This is a genomic window from Rhodanobacteraceae bacterium (assembly GCA_016713135.1).
Lineage (GTDB): Bacteria > Pseudomonadota > Gammaproteobacteria > Xanthomonadales > SZUA-5 > JADKFD01.
This window is the reverse complement of the sequence record JADJPR010000002.1, coordinates 208,279-227,960: the sequence shown is the minus strand read 5'-3', so window position 1 is coordinate 227,960 and position 19,682 is coordinate 208,279. Positions and strand designations below refer to the sequence as shown.

The window sequence follows — 19,682 nt, the reverse complement described above, 5'->3', positions numbered from 1 at the left end:
CCTGCCGCGGCGCTATCTCACCCGGCGAGACTGCCGGGCGATTTCTTGAATTGGGTCACGTTGGTCGCGGTAGCCGGCACGGTGGCCAGGAAGTCGGACCACGCCTGCATCAGCTTGGTGCGCTTGGTGAACAGGTCGCCGCGGCGATAGGCCGCCTCTACCTTGGATTCAATCGCATGCGCGAGCGCCATCTCCACGACCTCGGCGGGGAAGCCCGTGCGCTCGGCGGCCCAATCGCGGAACGCGGACCGGAAGCCATGCACGGTGATGCCTTCGCGCTTCATGTCCTTTTGCAGCAGCTTGCGCGCGCTCTCGGGGTTCATCGCCTGCGCTCGCTTGCCGGTGCCGGGGAACACGTAGCGGCCATCCTTGGGCATGCCTTCGAGCATCGCCACCGCGGCCGGCGACAGTGCCACGCGGTGTTCCTTGCCGGCCTTCATGCGCGCGCCGGGAATCGTCCAGGTGGCCGCGTCTAGATCGAACTCCGACCACTCGGCGGCGGCGGCCTCGCCCACGCGGCAGGCGGTCAGGATGACCAGCTCCAACAGGCGCGCGGACTGGCCGCGGCGCTGGCGTAGCTCGACCATGAATGCGGGAACGTCGCCATAGGGCATCGCCGCTTGGTGCTCCACCTTCCGCACCTTCGCCGGGGCGGCTAGCAGGTGGTCCAGGTGGCCACGCCAGCGCGCCGGGTTGTCGCCCTTGCGGAACTGGCGGACGGTCGCCCAATCGAGCACCGCTTCCATGCGCTGGCGGGTGCGCGTCGCGGTTTCGGTCTTCGTGGTCCAGATCGGTTCGAGCACCTTCACCACAAGGTCGGTTGTGATCTCGCCCACCGGCAGCGCGCGCAGCTCGGCGGCATAGGTGGTCAAGGTGTTTTCCCACTGCTGCCGGTGCTTGGCGTTACGCCAGGACGATTCGTGCGCGGCGATGTAGCGCTCGCAGCAGTCGCCGAAGGTCAGGGCCTTGGCCTTCTCCACGCGCTGCGCCGTCTGCCGCTGGCGCTTCATGTCGATGGGGTCGCGGCCATCCGCCAGCAGGCCGCGGCACTCGGCGGCCTTCTCGCGTGCCCGCTTCAGCGGGACCGCCAGGACGGAGCCGAGCCCAAGCTCGCGGACCTTGCCGGTCTGGCGGTCGCGGTAGCGGAAGATCCAGGACTTTGTGCCGCCCTTGGCGATGTTCAGCACCAGCCCGGCGCCATCGGTATAGCGGCCCGGCAGGCGCAGCGAACGCACCTGCAAATCCCCGAGCCGTTCAATCGATTTCGCCATTTTTGCCGCCTTCCCCGACGCTCTTTCCCCACGCCTTCCACTACATCTTGGGGTGGTTTTTGGGGGTTGTCAATGGCGAAGTTTGGCGGACGTTTCGGGCGTCACGTCGCCTAGGTTACTGTTTCAGCGACAATCACTTAGGCCGCGAATTGGTTGATCGTGGGGGAAAAAGTTAGGCGGACACCCTCTCCGCCAACAACGAAGCCCAGGCAGACGCTGCCTGGGCTTTTTTGTGCCCGGGCCAACGGCGGAAACGTCGCCCACGAAGCCGGGTACAGCACGGGCGGAACCGCGCCGTCGGCGCAGTCGATGGCGGACTCTCGTTCGTTGCGGCTCACCCGGTGCCGTCGCTGCGCGCAACCTGCGCGCGGAAACCCTATCCTTGACTTTTGACGGCGCCTTGTCGCCAGACCGACGGATCCGGAGCCTGCCCATGATTCTCAGGTACCTTCCTTTCGCGACAGCGCTCGTGCTCGCCGGCCTTGCGGCTCCCGGGCTGGCGGCGGACGCGCCCACTGTCAGCGGCGAGTTCGCACTGGGCGAAAGCACGCTTGCGCCCGGCCATGTCACGGCCCTGCGTGGGCGCGACTCCAAGGATCCGCGCAAGGAAGGCACGGTGGTGTTCCTGACCAAGGTTGCGATGGACCAGGTCAGCCTGACTGGCCAGCGCGACGCCTATGTGCTGGCGATCAACGATCCCGCGCTGGAGGGGCAGGACTATCTGACGGTGTCGCTGTCTCCGGATGGCGAGGTCTCGGCGAACGCGCGGCTAGGCGGCGTGCAGTACATCGACGGCAGCGGCACGGTCATGCGTCAGCCCGGATCGCTCAAGGCCGAATGCCCGGTCAACTCGGCGGCCCGCGTGGAATGCCATGTGTGGACAAGCAAACCGGTCGAGGTGGAAGCGGGGAAGCGTTGGACCCTCGACCTTCGGTTCGCTGCGCCGGTGATTGCGCGGCTCGGCGGCAAGTCACTGCCCGCCGACGGCGGAGAGCCGGGCAAGGCGCTCCGGGCTTTCGTCGAGGCGCTGCAGGGCGACAGTCTGGAAGCGATCTTCCAGTTGATGAGCGCAGACCGGGTCGCGCAGCACAACGCCGACTACAACACGCCCGAGGAAAACCTCGCGTCGCTGAAGGACATTTGGTCGGCTCGCCTGGCGGGCGAGGTCAGGATCACCGGCGGCGAACAGGCCGGCGAAGAAAGAGCCTTCGTGCAGGCAGAGGGCGAGTTGTACCCCGGCGTCAACATGTTGTTCGAAATCGACATGACCCGGCGGGACGGGCGCTGGGTGGTGAACGACGGCGGCTCCGTCGGCATGCTCGACTGAGCAAGCCTGCGCCCCGCGCCTGCGGGCAGGCATTCCGAGGCGCTGGACGGGCATGGCGAACACGGACTGCGGGGCGCTGGCGTCCTGAGCGGGAATCTACCTCCGGCACGTGGTGAGGCGAGGTCGCACCCTGGCGACCTCGCCGACTGGTTTGCCCCGAGGTGGCGATCAGGCGTTCATGAACCCCAGGTCCGGCGTGGCGAAATTCCCGAGCAGCGGGAAGATCGCGCCGAGTGCTGCCGGGTCGGTGACGCCCATCCATTTCGCCAGTGTCGCCGCCACCTGGTCGACCGCGGTGGTGGGGATGTACTGGCCGCGCGAGAAGCTGAAGTCGCGGGCGGCGGTATCGTTGCTGTTGACCACCAGCTTCGGATAGGTGCCGTAGAGCGCGTTGCCGCGTACCGCATCACCCACCACCAGCAGGTTACCGCCCCAGGCGTGGTCGGAGCCGCTGCCATTGCCGGTCAGGGTGCGGCCGAAGTCGCTCATGGTGAATGTGGTCACCTGGCTGCGCGCGCCGATCTCGCCCAGCGCGGTCCAGAACGCGCCGAGCGCCTGGTTCAGCGTGGTCAGGAGTTCGCCGTGGCCGGTGGTGGCAGTGGCGCCGCCGGCCTCGAACATGCCCTGGTGCAGATCGAAGCTGCCCATGCGCACGTAATAGACCTGGCGGGTGGCGCCGAGGGTACGGCTGACCTTGACCATGCGCGCCACCATCTTCAGCTGGTCGGCCAGGCTGTTGCCGGCAGGGAACACCGCCTGCACGTTGCCGCTGCCGTCCGGGGCATCGAGCAGCGCGCCGATGCTCTCGCCAACCGCCAGCGAGCGCCGCGCCACGCTGCTGTAGCCGCGCACGAAAGGATGCGCCGCGCTGTCGTCGAGCAGATCGTTGAGCACCGCGCGGCGCGCCGCATTGAAGTTGCTGGTGCTGGTGGCGTTGTAGTTGTCGATCAGGTCCACCCCGGCGCTGGACAGCTGGTAGGGCATGATCTGGTCGCCGATCAGGAAGCGCGCCGCTCCCGCCACCGAGATCGCCGGCGACAGGCCGTTCGCCAGCACGCCGCCCGCGGTGCTCTTGGCCACGCGGCCGCCCCAGCCGAAGCGCGCCATCGGGTGGCTGCCGGCGGACATGCCGAGATGCCACTGAAGCTCCTGGTCGTTGTGCGAGAAGAGTTGCGGCGGCTTGGGTGCGCCGGCATCGTATTCGGCCTTGGTGATCGGCTGCACCAGCGGCCCGGCGTTGCACACGAAGGCCGCCTTGCCTTGGTTGAACAAGGTCTGGATCCCGCTGTGGGCCTGCGTATTGGCGCCGTTGGTGGCCGTGAAATCGGTGCCGGACGGGTGCAGTCCGAATCCGATCGGCTGGTTGCTCGGGCTGATCGGTAACAGCTCGTTGAAGCCGATCGCCAGGCCATTGGTGTTGCTGCTGCCGTAGACCCCGCCGCGGGTGCTGCGGTAGGTGTCGTAGCGGCTGCCGCCGGCCTCGCTGTCACGCGGTACCAGCCAGTTGTAAGAATCATTGGCGCCGGCGAGGTAGATGCACACCAGCGCCTTGTAACCCGGCGCCGATTGCGCCATTGCGCGCGGCAGGAAGGCGAGTTGCGGTACCAGGCTGGCCACCGATCCCGCAGCGAAACTGCAGCCGAGCTTGCGCAGGAACTCGCGACGGCTGTGATTGGCATAGCGTCCCATGGCGATCGCTCCTTACTGCTGCACCGCGAACTCGGACGAGATCGCGATCAAGTGGGTCAGGCTGAGCACCTTGCGGCGATGGTCTGCAGTGGCCATGCCACCGTCCAGCAGGGCGACCAGCTTGGTTTTCATCGTCGCGCTCATGTTTCCGTACATCAGCTTCTGGTTGAGGGCCTCGACCAGCGCGTCATTGGCCGTCGGCAGGGCGTCGATGGCAGCCACTGGCAGGTGCGCCGAGTTGTTCGGCGTGGTGAAGTTGGTCGCGCTGGCACTGTTGGTGTTGTAGCCGTTGAAGATCCGCCGCCACATCTCGTCGGAGAAGCTGATGAAGGTCGATTCGTTGAGGATCTGGAACTCGGGCGAGTACAGGCCGGCCTCGGCGATTTCGCCAGGCTGCTGGTAGTCGGGCTCGTAGAAGTTGAACACCGAGGGCGCGCGCAGCGGCATCTGGTTCATGCCGCGCTCGATGCCGCTCAGCCCATTGGCGCCGGTGGTGCCGTTCTGCACGCCGAGCGCGCGCAACACGGCGGTCAGGCGCAGCAGTGGCTCACGCACCTTGCCGAAGGTGCTCGCCGGCTGCGGCGCACGCGCCTCCGGATCGAGCAGGATGGCCTTGACCACCGCGCCCAGGTTGCCGCGAGTGCCGCTGCCGTCGTCCTCGAACACCAGCGCCACGCGATCGATGTAGCCCGGCGAGGGGTTGCTGGTGGTCAGGCGCTGGATCAGCTGGCGCGCCACCATCGGCGGCAGGTTCGGGTGCATGAACAGACTGTCCAGCAAAGTGGCGATCTGGCCGTTGCAGTAGTCGATGCAGGCCTGCTGGTCGACCCCGGGCGTTCCGGTATGGCAAGCCACCGGGCTGGCATTGACCGTGATGCCGGCGAGCAGGGTCTTGTGGTCATTCGGCGCCGGCAGCACCGCGTAGTTGTTGCCGGAGGTGGCCGAGCGGCCGGTGTCCGCATAGCGCGGGTAGCACACCATCGGCGCGTAGGTGTCCGGATGCGCCAGCGCGGTCACCGTGCCCGGGATCGCATAGCGGCCGGGTGTGGAGAAGAACAGCGTGGTCGAGAAGTTGGCTGCCGTCGTGCCCGCCGTGGTGCCGCAGTTGCGGTTGATGAACACCGTGCCGATGGTTGCCGGGCCGGTACACTGGTAGCCCAGGCCGGTCAGCACGCGGGCGGTATTGGTGACCAGGTCCTGGGTGTAGGTCGGCGTGGCCACGCCGTTGCGCAGGATCGGCGAGAAATCGCGGTTGCGTTCGACCAGGCCGATCGAGAACAGCTGCATCACCTCGCGGGCGTAGTTCTCGTCCGGCTGGACCAATCCCGCCACCAGGTTGTTGCTGCCATCCAGCGTCCAGTCTGTCTTCTGGTTCCGCAGATGGGTCAGGAAGGCGCCCATCATCGGGCTGTAGGTGACGTCGCGCAGCAGGTTGCGGTAGTTGCCGAAGGCATTGCGCAGCAGGATGTCGTTGTACTCGGCCACCCCGATCGGATTGTTGTCCAGCGTGCCCGATTCACTCAGCACCACGATCTGCGACAGCGCGAAGGCCACCCGCTGGCGCAGCTGGTCGGGGGCATACAAGGCCGAGTTGAACCAGCGCTCCAGGCGGTAGGCGCGATAGAACTGCGCATTGCGCGGGTCGATCAGCACTTGGGCCGCGATCTGCTGCTCGATGGTCGGGCGCTGCAAGGTCGGCGCCAGCGCCAGCTGCGCGTCGATCCAGGCCGCATAGCCCAGGCTGCGCACGCTGGCGATGTCGTTGGCGGTCGGGCCGAAGGTGGCCTGGGTCAGGAAACGCGCGGCGTCCTTGTCCGTGGACGGGCCGCAATCGCTGCCGGTGAGGGTCGACAGGCGGGTCAGGTTCATGCTGCCGCTGCCGAATCCGGCGACCGTGCTGTTCCAGCTCCAACTTGCGCGGTCGGCGTCGATCGCGGTGAAGGTCATCGTGCCCCAGGGCTGGCTGATTACTTGGGCAGGGTTGAAGTTGGGCGGGAACTGCGCGCCCGAGGTGATCGTCGCGGTCAGCGTGGCGCTGTTGCCGTTGATCGGTCCGAGCGCCGTCATCCAGCGCTGCTCGCCATTGAGGTAGGCGTACCAGATCGCCAGCAACTGGCGGTTGCTGCCGCTGCCGAGGACCTCGGTGAAGATGCCGTGGCCGCTCTGCGCCGGGTCGTACCAGGAGCCGCTGTGGCAGGCGGCAATGCTGCCGTTGGTCGACTCGAAGGCGCTGGCCGGCTGAGTCAGCCGTTGCAGTGGCATCGAGCCGTTGTTGAAGCCCGCGTAGCTGGTGGTCCAGGTGGCAGTGCCACGATCCTTGTTGTCGAAGCTCAGCACCAGTTCGCCCCAGGGCTGGATCTGGGTGGAGCTGGGCACGAAGCGCGGCGGGAAATCGCCGCCGGTGGTGATCGACAGCGGGATGCGCGCCTCGTTGCCTGTGGTGTTGCCCACGCCTATCAGCCAGCGTGCCTGCCCGCCCTGGTAGGTGAACCAGGTGGCGAGCAGCACCGGCTGGCCATTGCTGACGATGTGCTGCAGCACAAAACCATGGCCGTTCTGCGCCGGGTCGAAAAAGGTGCCGCTGACGTCGGCGCCGATCGAATACACCGCCTTCAGCCCGGGGCTGGGGCTGTCCTTGGCCATTGCCGGCCATCCGAGGACGAGGTGGCCCAACACGGCCAGCAACCCGATCCGTCCCAACCATCGCGCCTTCATGCGACCTCCCGTTCAGACATGTGAACTCGATCCGGCGCGCGTGCACGGCGCCGTCCCCGATGCCGACAACGGACGGGGCAGCCATCGGTTGACACGCATGCGGCGCGACAATGCGCGTGCAGGTCCTGTGAAAATTGGACGCCGCCGGCGGTCCGCCGGTGTCGCCCGCCGCCAGGATGTCCCATTTGCCACACTTTCCCACTTTGCCCGCGTCGGCCGATCCCCTAACATTGGCCCCATGAGCCTTCAGCCCATCACCATCCTGTTCGCCGACATCGCGGGCAGTACCAAGCTGTTCGAGAAGCTCGGCGACGTCGGCGCCCGCTCGATCACCTCCGCCGTGCTCGGTGTCCTGACCGAGATCACGCAGCGCCATGGCGGCCGCGTGATCAAGACCATCGGCGACGAGCTGATGTGCACCTTCCCTGGCCCGATGGCGGGGTTGATGGCCGGAATCGACATGCAGCGCCGGGTCGCTGGCGATGTGGTCTGGCAGCGCGATTTCCTCGCGGTGCGTATCGGCCTGCACCACGGCGAGGCGCTGCTGGAAGATGGCGACGTCTACGGCGACGCGGTCAACACCGCCGCGCGCATGACCCAGATGGCCAAGCGCGAGCAGATCGTCACCACCCTGAGCACCGTCAAGGGCCTGACCAACAGCTCGATCATCCGCACCCGTCACTTGGGCGATGTGCGCGTGGCCGGCAAGCTGAATCCGGTCGAGATCGTCGACGTCATCTGGCAGGAAGACACCTCCAACGTCACCATGGTGGCGCGTGCGATCCGCCTTGAAGACGCACCGGCGGGCGCCAAGCTCAGCCTGCGTTACCGCGGCCAGCTGATCGAGATCTCCAGCCTGTCGCCGCCCTTCGGCCTCGGCCGCGATCCGAACAGCTCGCTGGTGATCGACAACGAATGGGTGTCGCGCAACCACGCCACCATCGAGTTCCGCCGCGGCTATTTCGTCCTGACCGATCGCAGCACCAACGGCACCTACGTGCGCCTGGGCGACGACGACGAACTGCGCCTGCACCGGGATGAGTTGCAGCTGCGCAAGGGCGGCAAGATCAGCCTCGGCCAGGCGGTCGACAAGGACCCCACGGACGTCCTCTACTTCCAGTGCGCGGGGTGAGCACGCGCTTCTAGGCAGCGAATGCTGCCTGCGCGTGCGAACGCCCGGCGGCTACGCCGACGGGCCGGGGCGAGTTCGATCAGATTGCCTTGTGGCCTGCGCTTTTTGGCGGAATGCTGGCTGCGCGTGCGAACGCCCGGCGGCCATGCCGACGGGCAGGGGAAAGTCCGTCGGGCGTGTAGCCCGGAGTACGCGCGGAGCGCGTTCTCCGGGTGCTTGCCGCAGGTACCCGGAGAACCGCTGCGCGGTACTCCGGGCTACGCCGATGCAATCATGCGGTGCTTGCCGTTGCGGGTCTGCGAGCGGCGGGACTCAAGCGCCGGATAGCTTACTGCGTGCGGTGGGTCACGTCGTCGATGTAGACGTATACGGTGTAGCTGGTTTGCGCGCGGTAGAACCAGATCGCGTCCAGTGTCACCGAATTGGCGGTGATCGCGCCGTTGCCATTGACCCAGGCGTCCCACTGCGCAGCATCGTCGAGGCGCCATTCCAGGTAAGTCCAGGTGTTGGCTGGAATCGACTTCGCGACCGAGCGCTCGGTGCCGTCGGAATCGTCGATGCCCAGCGCCGCAGTCAGACCGCTGCCTCCGGAGTAAACCCAGAAGCCCACGTAGCCATTGGCGCGAGTCAGCGAGCTGTTGGCTGACGGCGAGCCGCCGCCCGACAGGAAGCGCACCGCCCAGTTGCCGCTGCTGGACGCGTTGTCGACCAGCATCAGCTGCTCCGACCAACTGCCGCTCTTGCGGACGCTGGAGACCCGCTCGGCAGTCGAGGAAGTGCTGATTCCGGCGGTACTTCCCGAGTATGCGGGCGAGGTATCGAAGTGGCCTTCGCTGGTCTCGAAGCTGTCGAGAACGCGGGTCACGCTCTGCGCCGGGTTCAGCAGGCTGTAGTAGCGGCGCCAGTCCCAGTACTGGCCGGGATCGGTATGGCTCTGGTTGGAATAATGCTGGTGGCCCTTGATCTTCGTGCTGGTCGGAAGCACGACCAGCCCGCTCGACGCGGTGCCGTTGTAGGCCGAGGTGCACGGGATCGCGTAGCGCGCGCAGAAATGGCGCGTCAGCGCGGCCGAGGCGTTGTACATCGCCGTGGTGTACCAGGATGCATTCGCCACATAGCCTTCGTGTTCGATGCCGAGGGTATAGCCGTTGTGGGTGCCCACGTGGTGCGCCGCGCGCGATTCGCGCACCATCTGGGTCACCTGGCCATCGCTGCTGCGGATCAGGTAATGCGCTGACACACTGTACGGGTTGCTCTGGAACCAGCTGATCGAGCCGGCGTAGCTGCCCTGCATCGTGTGGATGGTCACTGCCGACGCTGCGGCGCTGCGCGTGGAGTTGTAGGGAGACGCCACCCAGAGGGCCGGCGCGTAATCGGTGCTCTTCGCGCCCTCGGTCAGCTTCAGCGTGCTGCTGGTGGCGTCAAAGACCTCGCCATCGGCCTGCACGCGGTCTCCTTCCAGGTCCAGGCGCACGAAGGGCGCGCGCTGGCGCTTGAGCGCATCGATATCGAAGGCGCGTTCCCACTCGACTGCCTTCTCCGGCACCAGGATTCCCTGGTCATCCGAACCACGGTCCGCCGCAAGCAGCACGTCGAAAGCGTAGGCCTCGGCGGCGAAGGCACTGATCGCCGAGCGCTTGGTCTGGTCGATCGCCGACAGGCGCATCAGTTCCGGCACCAGGTCTTCCATGCGCTGGGCCCGGGCGCCCCGCTCGCCGATCCACTGCGACAGCAAGGCCGCAGTCGCCAGGATGTTTGCCTCGGCGCTGTCCATGATTCGCTGCTTGCTCAAACCGGATGCCTGGGCGGCCTGCGACAGCACATCGGCGAAGCCGCCGCTGCCGTCGCGCAATCCCATCACGCCATAAGCCGGCGGCTGGTGCGCATGGCTTTCCCGGGTGGCGTCTGGGAGGATGTGCATCCAGCGGCTCGCGCTCATTGCGATCGCTTCCAGGCTGCCCGTGGGCAACTGCGGGTACTGCGCATAGGCCTTCGCAAAATAAGCCGGAAACGCGGCGCGGTGCGCACGCAGGTCGGCCTCGTTGGCCTGGATCATCTGCTCGACGCCCGGCGCCTGCGCGCGCTGCGGCGCCACTCCGGCGAAGGCGGACGAAAGACCAAGCGCAAGCGCGCACGCCAGAGCGTGCCTGGTGTAGCTGGACGTCATGAGTTTTCCCCAGTGTGTTTGACCCGGACTCCACCGACCACGCCGCGCCCCCGCGCGGCTGGCGTCGCCTGGGTCTCTCCCCAGAGGCAGGCGACAGCGAAGCGGCGCGGATTATCGAAGCGCCACCCGGGTTGTCGCAACAGTTACTGGCGCAAGCAATCTGACGGAGAACCGCACCGGATCAAGCACAAGATCGGGTCCGCCGCGGGCTTGCGATGACGGCGCGCGGTACGCCAGGGGTTTCCTAGTGTGGTGTTCCGTAATTAAGTTGAACTAAGTCACTGATCCGCAGTCTATGCTTCATCATCGACTTAGGATCTACCAATGGCCAGGAATGGTCGCCCGCCTCTGGGTTTGCAACTGAGCGACGAGGAGCGGACCGAGTTGCGGTCCCGGCTCAATTCGCGCAAGGGTGCTACGGACGAAAAGTTTCGGATCAGGATCATCCTGGCTTTGGCCGGTGGTGAGTCGAGCAGAGTCATCGCCGAGCGGATGAAGACGACGGCGCAGACCATCTCCAAGTGGCGGCGGCGCTTGAGGCGTTCCGGCTGGCGGGATTGGGGGACGCCCCGCGCGCAGGCCGCGGTCGTCGCTTGAGCGATGAGCAGGTGCAGGAGGTGATCGATCGCGTCCGCCAGACAAAGCCCGAGAATTCAACGCATTGGAGCGTGCGCCAGATGAGCGAGGCGACCGGAGTTTCGGCGACTTCGGTGCATCGAATCTGGCGTGCATTCGTCCTCAAGCCACACCTGCAGGACACCTTCAAGCTGTCGACGGATCCGCACTTCGTCGACAAGGTGCGCGATGTCGTCGGGCTATACCTGACTCCACCGGATCGCGCGTTGGTCCTCTGTGTGGACGAGAAGAGTCAGATCCAGGCGCTGGATCGAACGCAGCCCGGACTGCCGTTGACGTTCGGCAAGCCGGCGACACGAACGCACGACTACAAGCGCCACGGAACCACCTCACTGTTCGCGGCGCTGGACGTCGCCACGGGGAAAAGTCATCAGCCAGCTCAAGCGACGCCATCGCAGTGCCGAGTTCCTGCATTCCTCGGGGTCATCGACGCCGCGGTGCCTGCCGACCACGACGTGCATCTCATCATGGACAACTATGGCACCCACAAGACCGATGCCGTGCGCGCTGGTTCGCTGCACGTCCGTGCTACCACGTCCACTTCACGCCGACGTCCGCGTCCTGGCTGAATCTGGTAGAGCGGTTCTTCTCCACGCTGAGCGAGAAGTGGATCAAGCGCGGCGCCCACACCAGCGTGAAGGATCTGGAGCAGTCGATTCGCGCCTACCTGGCGCGCCACAACGAGGACCCCAAGCCATTTGTGTGGCACAAGAGCGCCGACCAGATCATCGATGCCGTCGGTCGTGCGGCCGCGAGACTGGCGTGACTTATTTATGCTTAATTACGGAACACCACACTAGTGTGGTGTTCCGTAATTACCTTGAATTATTTCCGCGCCTTTTGCGCCGATGCGGCGTTGCTCGTCGTCGCCATAGCCCTGCTATGACCTCCGGTTCCGGCCCGCAACCAGTTGCGGGCGTTCAAGCCGGCGCGCGGCATGCCGCGCAAGCCGCCGGCTTTCACCCTCCTCTCGCCTTGCCTCGCCGCAAAATTCATCGGAAATTTCTTCAACTTAATTACGGAACACCACACTAGGGCGCAATCCAGAGGTCGCGCTGATTGCCATCGCGCGGCATCTCGACCCACTTGAGTGCTCCGCGATGGAATCGAATGCGGCCGCTGCGGCGCTGCTGACCATCGGCACTGATATCGAATCCGTAATCCAGGCGCCAGCCGATCTGCCCGTCCTCGCGTGCCAGCCGCAGCTGTTGCAGCGCCACCGTCGCATCGAGCAACTGGACCCCCGCCTCGCGGCAACTGCGCACGGCGACCGCCATCGCGCGCTCGTGCATCGCCCGCAGCAACTGCCAGCCGATTACAGCTGTGGCGAGCAGCAGCATTGCGATCAGGGTAGCGGCAGCGGACATCGGTAGGAAGACCGGCAACGGGGGCGCGGATCATCGCATCTGTTTCGCGCACACGGTATCGCGGTACACGCGGCCGGGCGGCCATCGGGGGCAGACCGATGCGCAGCACCTTGAGGCGGCAAGTGCCCCCAACCCCTCGCGACCTCAGGAAGTATCCGGGCTAGAATCGGCCTTTCCGACCTGAAGGACCGTGACAGCCGCGTGGGGCCAATTTCCATACCAGGCTATGCGATAGAGCGGGAACTCGGGGTCGGCGGCATGGCGCGCGTCTATCTCGCGATCCAGACGTCGCTCGAGCGCCGTGTCGCGCTCAAGGTCATGGCACCTGCGCTGGCGGCTGATTCGAGTTTTTCCAAACGCTTCCTGCGCGAGGCGCGCACCATCGCCTCGCTGACCCATCCGCATATCGTTGCGGTCTACGAGGTGGGCGTCACCAACGACCACCTGCATTATTTCTCGATGCAGTTCCTGCCCGGCGGCGACTTCGCGCAGCGCATGCGCAAGGGTGTCGAGCAGGGCGAGATCATCCGCGTGCTCACCGGCATCGCCAAGGCGCTCGGCTTCGCGCACCAGCAGGGCGTGGTGCATCGCGACGTGACCCCCGGCAACATCATGTTCGATGCCGCGGACACCCCGCTGCTGACCGATTTCGGCATAGCCCGCGCGCTCAGCGGGTCGACCCGGATCACCAGTACCGGCGTCAGCATCGGCACCAGCAATTACATGAGTCCGGAGCAGGCGCGCGGTGGCGAAGTCGATGCCCGCTCGGACCTCTACAGCCTGGGCGCGCTGGCCTTCGAAGCGCTGACCGGGCACCCGCCGTACCAGGGCCCGGATGGCTTTGCAGTCGCCTACGCACACGTGTTCGAGCCGATACCGCGGCTGCCGCAGGACCTGAGCCACTGGCAGGCATTCATCGACCAGGCGCTGGCCAAGGATCCGAAGGACCGCTACGCATCGGCCGACGAGTTCATCGCCGCACTGCAGCGCGTGCCGGCCGCGGCTCCGCCAACGCCCAGGCCGGTCGCTGCCCGCAATGCGCAAGCTCCGGCCAATGTGCCGGTTGCCGCCTCGGTGCCGGTTCGCAGCGCGAGTGCGGCGATCGACAACCTTGCGCGCCAGGTCGGGCCCGCGCCGGAGCGTGCGGCAGGCGGATCCTTCCCGACGTGGGCGCGAATCGCCCTGCTGGCGGTGTTGCTGGCAGGCATTGGCGCCACCATCTATGGTCTATGGCTGCGTCCGCGCGGTGCCACGCCGCCGGCGCCCATCGCGGCGACCACGCCACCGGTCAAGCCGGTACCCGCCAAGCCTGTCGCGCCGCCACCGGCCGATACCCCGGCACCGGCGTCGGTCGGCGAGTTGCCGGTAAACGCGGGTATCGCGCCGCCGGTCGATGGTGAGGTGATCACCGGCGTCATAGCCACGGATCCGGCCGGCGTCCCAGCCGGACTGCCCCCCGACGCGGCGGCCTTGCCGGCGCCGGCAGCCGATTTCGTCGTGCCGACGCCAGCCGAACGGATCCAGACCTTCCTCGAACTCGGCCAGGCGCTGCTCAGGATGCAGCGATTGCTGCTGCCGGCCGAAGCCAATGCGGCACTTTTCTACTCGCGCGTGCTGACGCTGGAACCCGGCAATGAGTCGGCCCGCGCGGGACTCGCGGCGGTCGTCGATGCCTATCTCGCGCTCGCGGATGAATCGCTCGATGCTGGCCGGGTGGCGGAGGGCAGGGAGCGCCTGGATCGCGCGCGCCAGGTGGCGCAAACCCCGGGCCTGGATACCGCGGCGCTGCTCGCGCGGATCGACGGGCGCTGGAACCAGCGGGTCGGGCGCCTGCGCGAGTCGGCGCGCACGGCGCTTGCCGCCTGGAAGGGCGCGGAAGCGGAACTCGCATTGAACCAGGCGCTGGCGCTGGTGCCGGGCGACGCCGAGCTGAAGAAATGGCTGGCCGAGGCCAAGGTGATCGGCAAGCCCGGGTATCGCTTCCGCGATGCCGCGGGCACGCCGGAGATGGTGATCGTCGGCGCCGGCGATGTTCTGCTGGGCGGCGCGAAGCGCGGCGGTGATATTGCCGCGAAGGTCGCGCAGCCCTTCGCGGTGGCCCGTCGCGAGGTCAGCGTCGCCGAGTTCCGCGCTTTCGTCGAGGCGGCGCGCCATACGGTCACACAGGAAGGCTGCCGCAATCGCGAGGGCGGGTTCTTCTCTGTTTCGCGCGATCGCACCTGGCGCGAACCGGGCTTTCCCCAGGGCGGCGATCACCCGGTGGTGTGCGTCGGCTTCAATGATGCAACCGCCTATGCAAAGTGGTTGTCGCAAACCACCGGGCAGAACTACCGCCTGCCGTCGGAGGCCGAGTGGCAGTTGCTCGCGCGTCAGGTCAAGGTCAAGGGCTGCGCCAGTGGCAATCGCGCCGACCAGAGTTACCGCAAGGCCGAAGGTGGAAACGGTGCGCAGTCCTGCGACGACGGCCACGCCTACACCGCGCCCGTCGGACGCTTTGAGGCTTCGCCGGCGGGCCTCTATGATATGGAGGGCAATGTGCGCGAATGGGTGGCGGATTGCGCCAACGACACGCACGCGGGACGCAGTCCGGGTCAGGCGGCGCGCAGCAGTGGGGATTGCAGCAAGCGCATGATCATGGGTAGCGCGTGGCACAGCGACAAGGACGAGGCGGCGACGATCTCACGGCGCGCCGAATCGCGCGACTGGTTGAGCAACACCGTGGGGTTCCGCCTGGCGCGCGATCTGGCGCAGCCGGCTTCCGCGCAGCGATGACGCATCGCCGCGGCCCTATCGGACACATCCTGGGGGACGAATGAAGTTACTTTTTCCGAATGGCGAGCATGCACCGGTGGAGCTTGATTCCGGTCGCGCCGTGCTGGGCAGCGCATCCGACGTGGACATCGTGCTGCTCACGCCAGGAATCGCGCCGCGCCACGCAGAGATCGAATTCGCGGGTGTCGGCGCGAAGATCAGCGCGCTGCATCCCGAAAACGCGGTCACCGTGAATGGCAAGCCGGTCACGGCCAGCACCGACGTGAAACCGGGTGATCTGGTCACTTTCGGCAGCGTGCGGGCCCGTGCAGTGGCGGTGGAAAAGGCGTCGAGTGCGCCGCCGCCGCGCCCACGCGAACCGGAGGTGGATGACGATGGCCGCACCAAGGTGCGCATGGCGCTGCCGAAGTTCGTGCTGCGTGGCGTCTCCGGCGTCACCTTCGGCAAGATCTTCCCGGTGACCAACAGCGCCGTGATCGGCCGCCAGAGCGAGTGCGAGATCTCGATCCCGTCCGAGGAGGTCTCGCGCCGGCATGCCGAATTGCGCGTCACTCCGGATGGCGTGATGGTCGAAGACCTGGGTTCGTCGAACGGAACCTACGTCAATGACCGTCGCATCACGCGCCAGCTGATGAAAGCGGGCGACGAGCTGCGTCTCGACACCATCCGGTTCCTGTTGCTCGCCCCGGGCCAGGAAATGGGTCAGCAGGGTGCGCGCAACGAAGCGCCAGCCGTGGCGCCAGTTGCGCCCAAGCAGGCCGCCAGCAGCAGTCGCACCGGGCTCATGTGGGGCTTCCTCATCGTTGCCGCATTGACGCTGGGCGTCCTCGTGGCGCGCATGGCGGGCGTGTTCTGATCTTTGCCGCGCTCTTGGGCTCGCGCCCGGCGCGGGGTCAGCCACGCTTGCGCCAGCGCAGCGACAGGTCGATGGCGCGCAGGTGCTTGGTCAGCGCGCCAATCGAGATGTAGTCGACGCCCAGCTGGCACAGTTCGGCCAGGCGCGCGTGCTCCACGCCGCCCGAGAGCTCCAGTTCCACGCCGGGAACGCGTTCGGCGATAGCCTGGCGTAACTCGTCCGGTACCAGCTCATCGAGCATGATCCGGTCGGGCCCTGCCGCCAGCGCTTCACGGTACTCGGCCAGGCTCTCGACCTCGATCTCCACTTCCAGCGACGGCGACAGCTCGCGCGCGCGGCGGATCGCGGCGCCGATTCCCCCGGCGGCGATGATGTGGTTCTCCTTGATCAGCACGGCGTCGTAGAGACCTAGCCGGTGATTCTGTGCGCCGCCCACGCGCACTGCGTACTTCTGTGCATAGCGCAGGCCCGGCAAGGTCTTGCGCGTGTCGAGCAGGCGGGTGTTGCTGCCCGCGGTCAGCGCCACGTAGGCGGCCGTCGTGGTGGCGGTGCCGGACAAGGTCTGCAGAAAATTGAGTGCGCTGCGCTCGCCGCTGAGCAGGGCGCGCGCTTCGGCTTCGATTTCACACAGCACTTCACCGGCGGCGAGATGGTCGCCATCGTGGTGGCGCCAGTCGATGCGGGCATCGGGGTCGAGCATTCGCAGGCAGGCATCGAACCAGGCGCTGCCGGCAAGCACCATGGCTTCGCGCGCGACCACCTCCGCGCAACCGCGCGTGCCGGTCGCAATCAACGCCGCACTGGCGTCACCGCTCCCGATGTCCTCAGCGAGCGCGCGCGCAACATCGCGCGCGACGATATCCGCCGCCGGTGCACCGACGGTCAGCGGCCGCCGCGGCAGTTGCGCATCGCCCATGTCGATCAGGTCGACTCCGGCAAGGCTGCGCCGTCTGGGCCCTGGCTGACCGAGGTCTTCAGGCGTTCGACAATCGCATCCAGTGCGCGGTCGAACAGGGGCACGTCGTCGAGCAGCATCGCCTGGCCATGGCGCAACTCGGATGCGAGGGCCCACAGGGTCTTGTCCGCGACCTTCAGGCCCTTGCGGTTGACGAACAGGTACTTGTTGCTGATCGGGCTGATCCACGACAGCTTGGCGCGTTCGCCGCGCCCTTCGGCATGACGGAACTCAATCCAGGTTCCGACCTTGATCGAGCGCGCCAGCTCGTAGAACTGATCCTTGATTTCCGATTCCGGATCGACGACTGCCTCGCTGCTCTCCGGCTGGCGCGCCAGTTCGTCGACGAAGTTCTCTTCCACGCCGGTTGCTGGATCGCCGGGTCCACGGGCAAGCTCACCCCCCGATCCACCCGGCGGTGCCGCGTCAGCCAAGTCGGCTGCGTCGCCCGGGCGTTGGCTGTCCGGATCCAGCTGGAGCGCAAAGAAGGCGTTGAGGTCGCCAAGCAGTTGGCGCACATCGTTGTCGTGGTAGGCCACCATCGCCAGACCCTGCCGCAGAGCCTTTTCCAGCTCCGGCACCAAGGCGCGCAGCCGGCCGCGATCCGCGTCACTGGACTTGTCCTGCGCCGCCCAGACGAGTTCGTCGGCTACGCGCAGCGAGGTCTTCCAGGGGTGCGAACCTTCGCCCTGGCGCAGGATGGTCAGGACCAGCACATTGGCCCAGGGCCGGGTCAGGATGTGGCGGATCACTTCGGGCAATCGACGGCCCTCGATGCGCGACAGGATCTCGCGTGCGGCGGTCTTGCGCGCGCCTTGCAGGCGTTCGCGGCCGCGCGCAGCCTCGGCTGCACGCAGTTCGGCCACCTCCGCGCGCTTGCGCGAAGAGCTGATGAACTCGCGGAAGTCCTTCAGCAGGCGATCGAAGATCTGTACATCGTCGCTGAAGTCCTTCAGCAACTGCTCGACGACACTCTTGACCTTTTCGTAGAAGCGGCCGTCCTTGTCGCTTTCCTCGCTCCAGGCCAGGCCTGACTGCGCCAACTCGTCGAGTAACTGGCGCGCGGGATGTTCCTTGCGCGCGAATAGCGCCTTGTCGAGGATTGCGCATTTCAGATACGGAATCTGCAGGCGCGCCAGCAGGGCCTGGATCTCGGCCGGCAGATTGCGATCCTGCAGGATGAATTCGAACAACATGCTGACGAGGTCGATGGTGTCCTCGTCCACCTCGGCAACACGATGCTTCTCGCTCCCGCTGTTGAGCCGCTTGAGGTGGCCGACCAGATCCTCCTTGATCTGTGCCGTCGGGAGCACCGACATCATCGGACCCAGGTGGTGCTGGGACGGGAAGGCCATCGCCTGGCTTTGCAGGATGCTGAGCGCGCTGACCAGATCGTGGGTTGCGAAGGGTTGTCCGCCGGTCGCCGGTCCTGTCGCTCCCGGCATGCCCGGGGTGATCGCCCGGCGCGAGGCCAGCAGCGAACGCACCGTGTTGTAGAGCTCGATCTGCAGCTCCGCCTCGGCATAGGCTGCAGCCGAGTACACGTTCTGGGCGGGCGCTGGCTCATCGCCGGCGGCGGCCACCGGCAAGTCCGCGGGTGCAGCCATGCCCTGCGGCACCGGTGCGCGTCGCGGCGCCGATGATTGCAGGGGGAACTTGAGCTGCGGCAGCACACCCGCGTGAATCAGCAGCTGATTGATTTCGTCGTAGAGCACGTCAAGGTTGCCCATGACATGCTTGTCGAACAACTTGAGGATCAGCAGCTTGACGTTGAGGTCGACATCCAGCTCGCCCTGAGTGGACTGGAAAGTCACGCACAGGCAGCGCGGCGACAGTGGGTTGTTGCTTTCGTCCACCTTGTTGCCGCCAGCGAGCACCGACATCCGCTGTTCCAGGGCGTAGAGCTGCTGCGCGAGGCGATTGTTCGCCTTGCCCACCATCGCCGACACCGCCAGCGATTCTTCGAGTTCCTTGTCCTCCAGCAGGGCCAGCCCTGAGGGCGCGGCCGGGGCGGGAGCGCTTTCGCTCGGGCGCGCGCCCGAACCCAGGTTGCCGAACTCGCGGGTCAGTTGCTCCTGGAACAGGCGTTCGACCAGCTGGCGCTTCTTGCGCACCTCGCGCATGCCATCGAAATAGCGCGTCTGGATGGTGTTGTTTTCGGCCTTTTCAGCCAGATCGAACAGGGTGTCGTCGACACTGTCGAACAATGCGCCGACCAGCAGCGCAAGGCGCTTCTGTGCGATGCCGCGACAGGTCTTGATCAGATCGCCGACGCGGTCGAACTGCTGTGTCTGGGCGGCCTGGCGCTGCTGCAGGTCGACCACCTTGTTGTCGGTGCCGTTGGTCACGTGCATCCCCCTGGATGAGGCTGCCGGTTCCCGGGAAGCCTGATGTCTCGAGGCGCAGGGTAACTCATGCATCTGTCCTCGTTGTTGCCAAGAGTAGAAATCTGGAACTACGTCACAGTTTACTCAAGCCTCAGTTGGGGAACCCGCTGAACTGCGTGGTGCCGATACCATCCTCTGGTAGTAGGACCGGAATGTCGTCCTCGACGCGGTACACCACCTTGGCATCGTCAGTGATCAGCCCGGATTGCAGCGGCTCGGCGACCGGGCGACCCTGGACATCCAGCACGCTGCCGCGGGCGACCTCACCGTTCAGCCAGGTCAGCTGATCCTGCCGCATCAGGCGCAGGGGGCGCCTTGACACAGGACAGCACAGAATCTCGAGCAGGCGCCGGTCGATGGCCATCGGGTTTGGTGCGTTGCGACAGGACCGCTAACATAGCGCGCTCC

The 19,682-nt window shown here is 66.4% G+C and carries 12 protein-coding genes and 1 pseudogene; 5 read left to right on the top strand and 8 right to left on the bottom strand.

Translation table 11 applies throughout. From position 1 onward, the window contains the following. Positions 1-17 precede the first annotated feature (17 nt). Positions 18-1,271, bottom strand: a complete 1,254-nt coding sequence (locus tag IPK27_03220) for a tyrosine-type recombinase/integrase (GenBank protein MBK8066660.1) — start codon at positions 1,269-1,271, stop codon at positions 18-20. A 433-nt stretch (positions 1,272-1,704) separates the two neighbouring features. Here IPK27_03220 and IPK27_03215 point away from each other — a divergent pair, with 433 nt between their 5' ends. Then, positions 1,705-2,598 (top strand): hypothetical protein, encoded by an 894-nt coding sequence (locus tag IPK27_03215; protein MBK8066659.1) that lies wholly within the window; start codon positions 1,705-1,707, stop codon positions 2,596-2,598. Positions 2,599-2,766: 168 nt separating this feature from the next. Here IPK27_03215 and IPK27_03210 read toward each other — a convergent pair whose 3' ends face one another. Both IPK27_03210 and IPK27_03205 read right to left on the bottom strand, forming a co-directional pair. Next, the gene (locus tag IPK27_03210) at positions 2,767-4,287 is read right to left on the bottom strand and encodes a DUF1501 domain-containing protein (GenBank protein ID MBK8066658.1); all 1,521 of its coding nucleotides are present in this window, start codon (positions 4,285-4,287) and stop codon (positions 2,767-2,769) included. 12 nt (positions 4,288-4,299) lie between these two features. Continuing rightward, a complete protein-coding gene (locus IPK27_03205) occupies positions 4,300-7,002 on the bottom strand; it encodes a DUF1800 family protein (protein MBK8066657.1) in 2,703 nt (900 codons plus the stop codon). A 238-nt stretch (positions 7,003-7,240) separates the two neighbouring features. On the opposite strand from IPK27_03205, the gene IPK27_03200 reads away from it, so the two are divergent. Then, positions 7,241-8,134, top strand: a complete 894-nt coding sequence (locus tag IPK27_03200; protein ID MBK8066656.1) for an adenylate/guanylate cyclase domain-containing protein — start codon at positions 7,241-7,243, stop codon at positions 8,132-8,134. A 328-nt stretch (positions 8,135-8,462) separates the two neighbouring features. Here the strand turns inward: IPK27_03200 and IPK27_03195 are convergent, their stop codons facing one another. Then, entirely contained in the window at positions 8,463-10,073 is a 1,611-nt protein-coding gene (locus IPK27_03195) for an N-acetylmuramoyl-L-alanine amidase (GenBank protein ID MBK8066655.1), read from the bottom strand. Positions 10,074-10,625: 552 nt separating this feature from the next. Here IPK27_03195 and IPK27_03190 point away from each other — a divergent pair. Further along, positions 10,626-11,703 (top strand): annotated as a pseudogene (locus IPK27_03190) (IS630 family transposase). Positions 11,704-11,968: 265 nt separating this feature from the next. On the opposite strand, the gene IPK27_03185 reads toward IPK27_03190, so the two are convergent. Then, on the bottom strand, positions 11,969-12,304 hold the full coding sequence (locus tag IPK27_03185; protein ID MBK8066654.1) for a DUF3301 domain-containing protein: 336 nt from the start codon (positions 12,302-12,304) through the stop codon (positions 11,969-11,971). A gap of 258 nt (positions 12,305-12,562) precedes the next feature. Between IPK27_03185 and IPK27_03180 the strand changes: the two genes are divergently transcribed. Together IPK27_03180 and IPK27_03175 are read left to right on the top strand one after the other, a co-directional pair. Further along, on the top strand, positions 12,563-15,076 hold the full coding sequence (locus IPK27_03180) for an SUMF1/EgtB/PvdO family nonheme iron enzyme (protein ID MBK8066653.1): 2,514 nt from the start codon (positions 12,563-12,565) through the stop codon (positions 15,074-15,076). A 40-nt stretch (positions 15,077-15,116) separates the two neighbouring features. Beyond that, positions 15,117-15,932 carry an FHA domain-containing protein gene (locus tag IPK27_03175; protein MBK8066652.1) on the top strand — a complete coding sequence of 272 codons (816 nt, stop codon included), beginning with the start codon at positions 15,117-15,119 and terminating at the stop codon, positions 15,930-15,932. Positions 15,933-15,969: 37 nt separating this feature from the next. On the opposite strand, the gene nadC is transcribed toward IPK27_03175, so the two are convergent. The 3 genes from nadC to IPK27_03160 form a co-directional block, all read right to left on the bottom strand. Next, positions 15,970-16,848, bottom strand: a complete 879-nt coding sequence (gene nadC / locus IPK27_03170; GenBank protein MBK8066651.1) for a carboxylating nicotinate-nucleotide diphosphorylase — start codon at positions 16,846-16,848, stop codon at positions 15,970-15,972. Positions 16,849-16,853: 5 nt separating this feature from the next. Further along, a complete protein-coding gene (locus tag IPK27_03165; protein MBK8066650.1) occupies positions 16,854-19,241 on the bottom strand; it encodes a DUF1631 domain-containing protein in 2,388 nt (795 codons plus the stop codon). Between the two features lie 124 nt (positions 19,242-19,365). Further along, positions 19,366-19,632 carry a hypothetical protein gene (locus IPK27_03160; protein ID MBK8066649.1) on the bottom strand — a complete coding sequence of 89 codons (267 nt, stop codon included), beginning with the start codon at positions 19,630-19,632 and terminating at the stop codon, positions 19,366-19,368. Between the last annotated feature and the right edge of the window lie 50 nt (positions 19,633-19,682).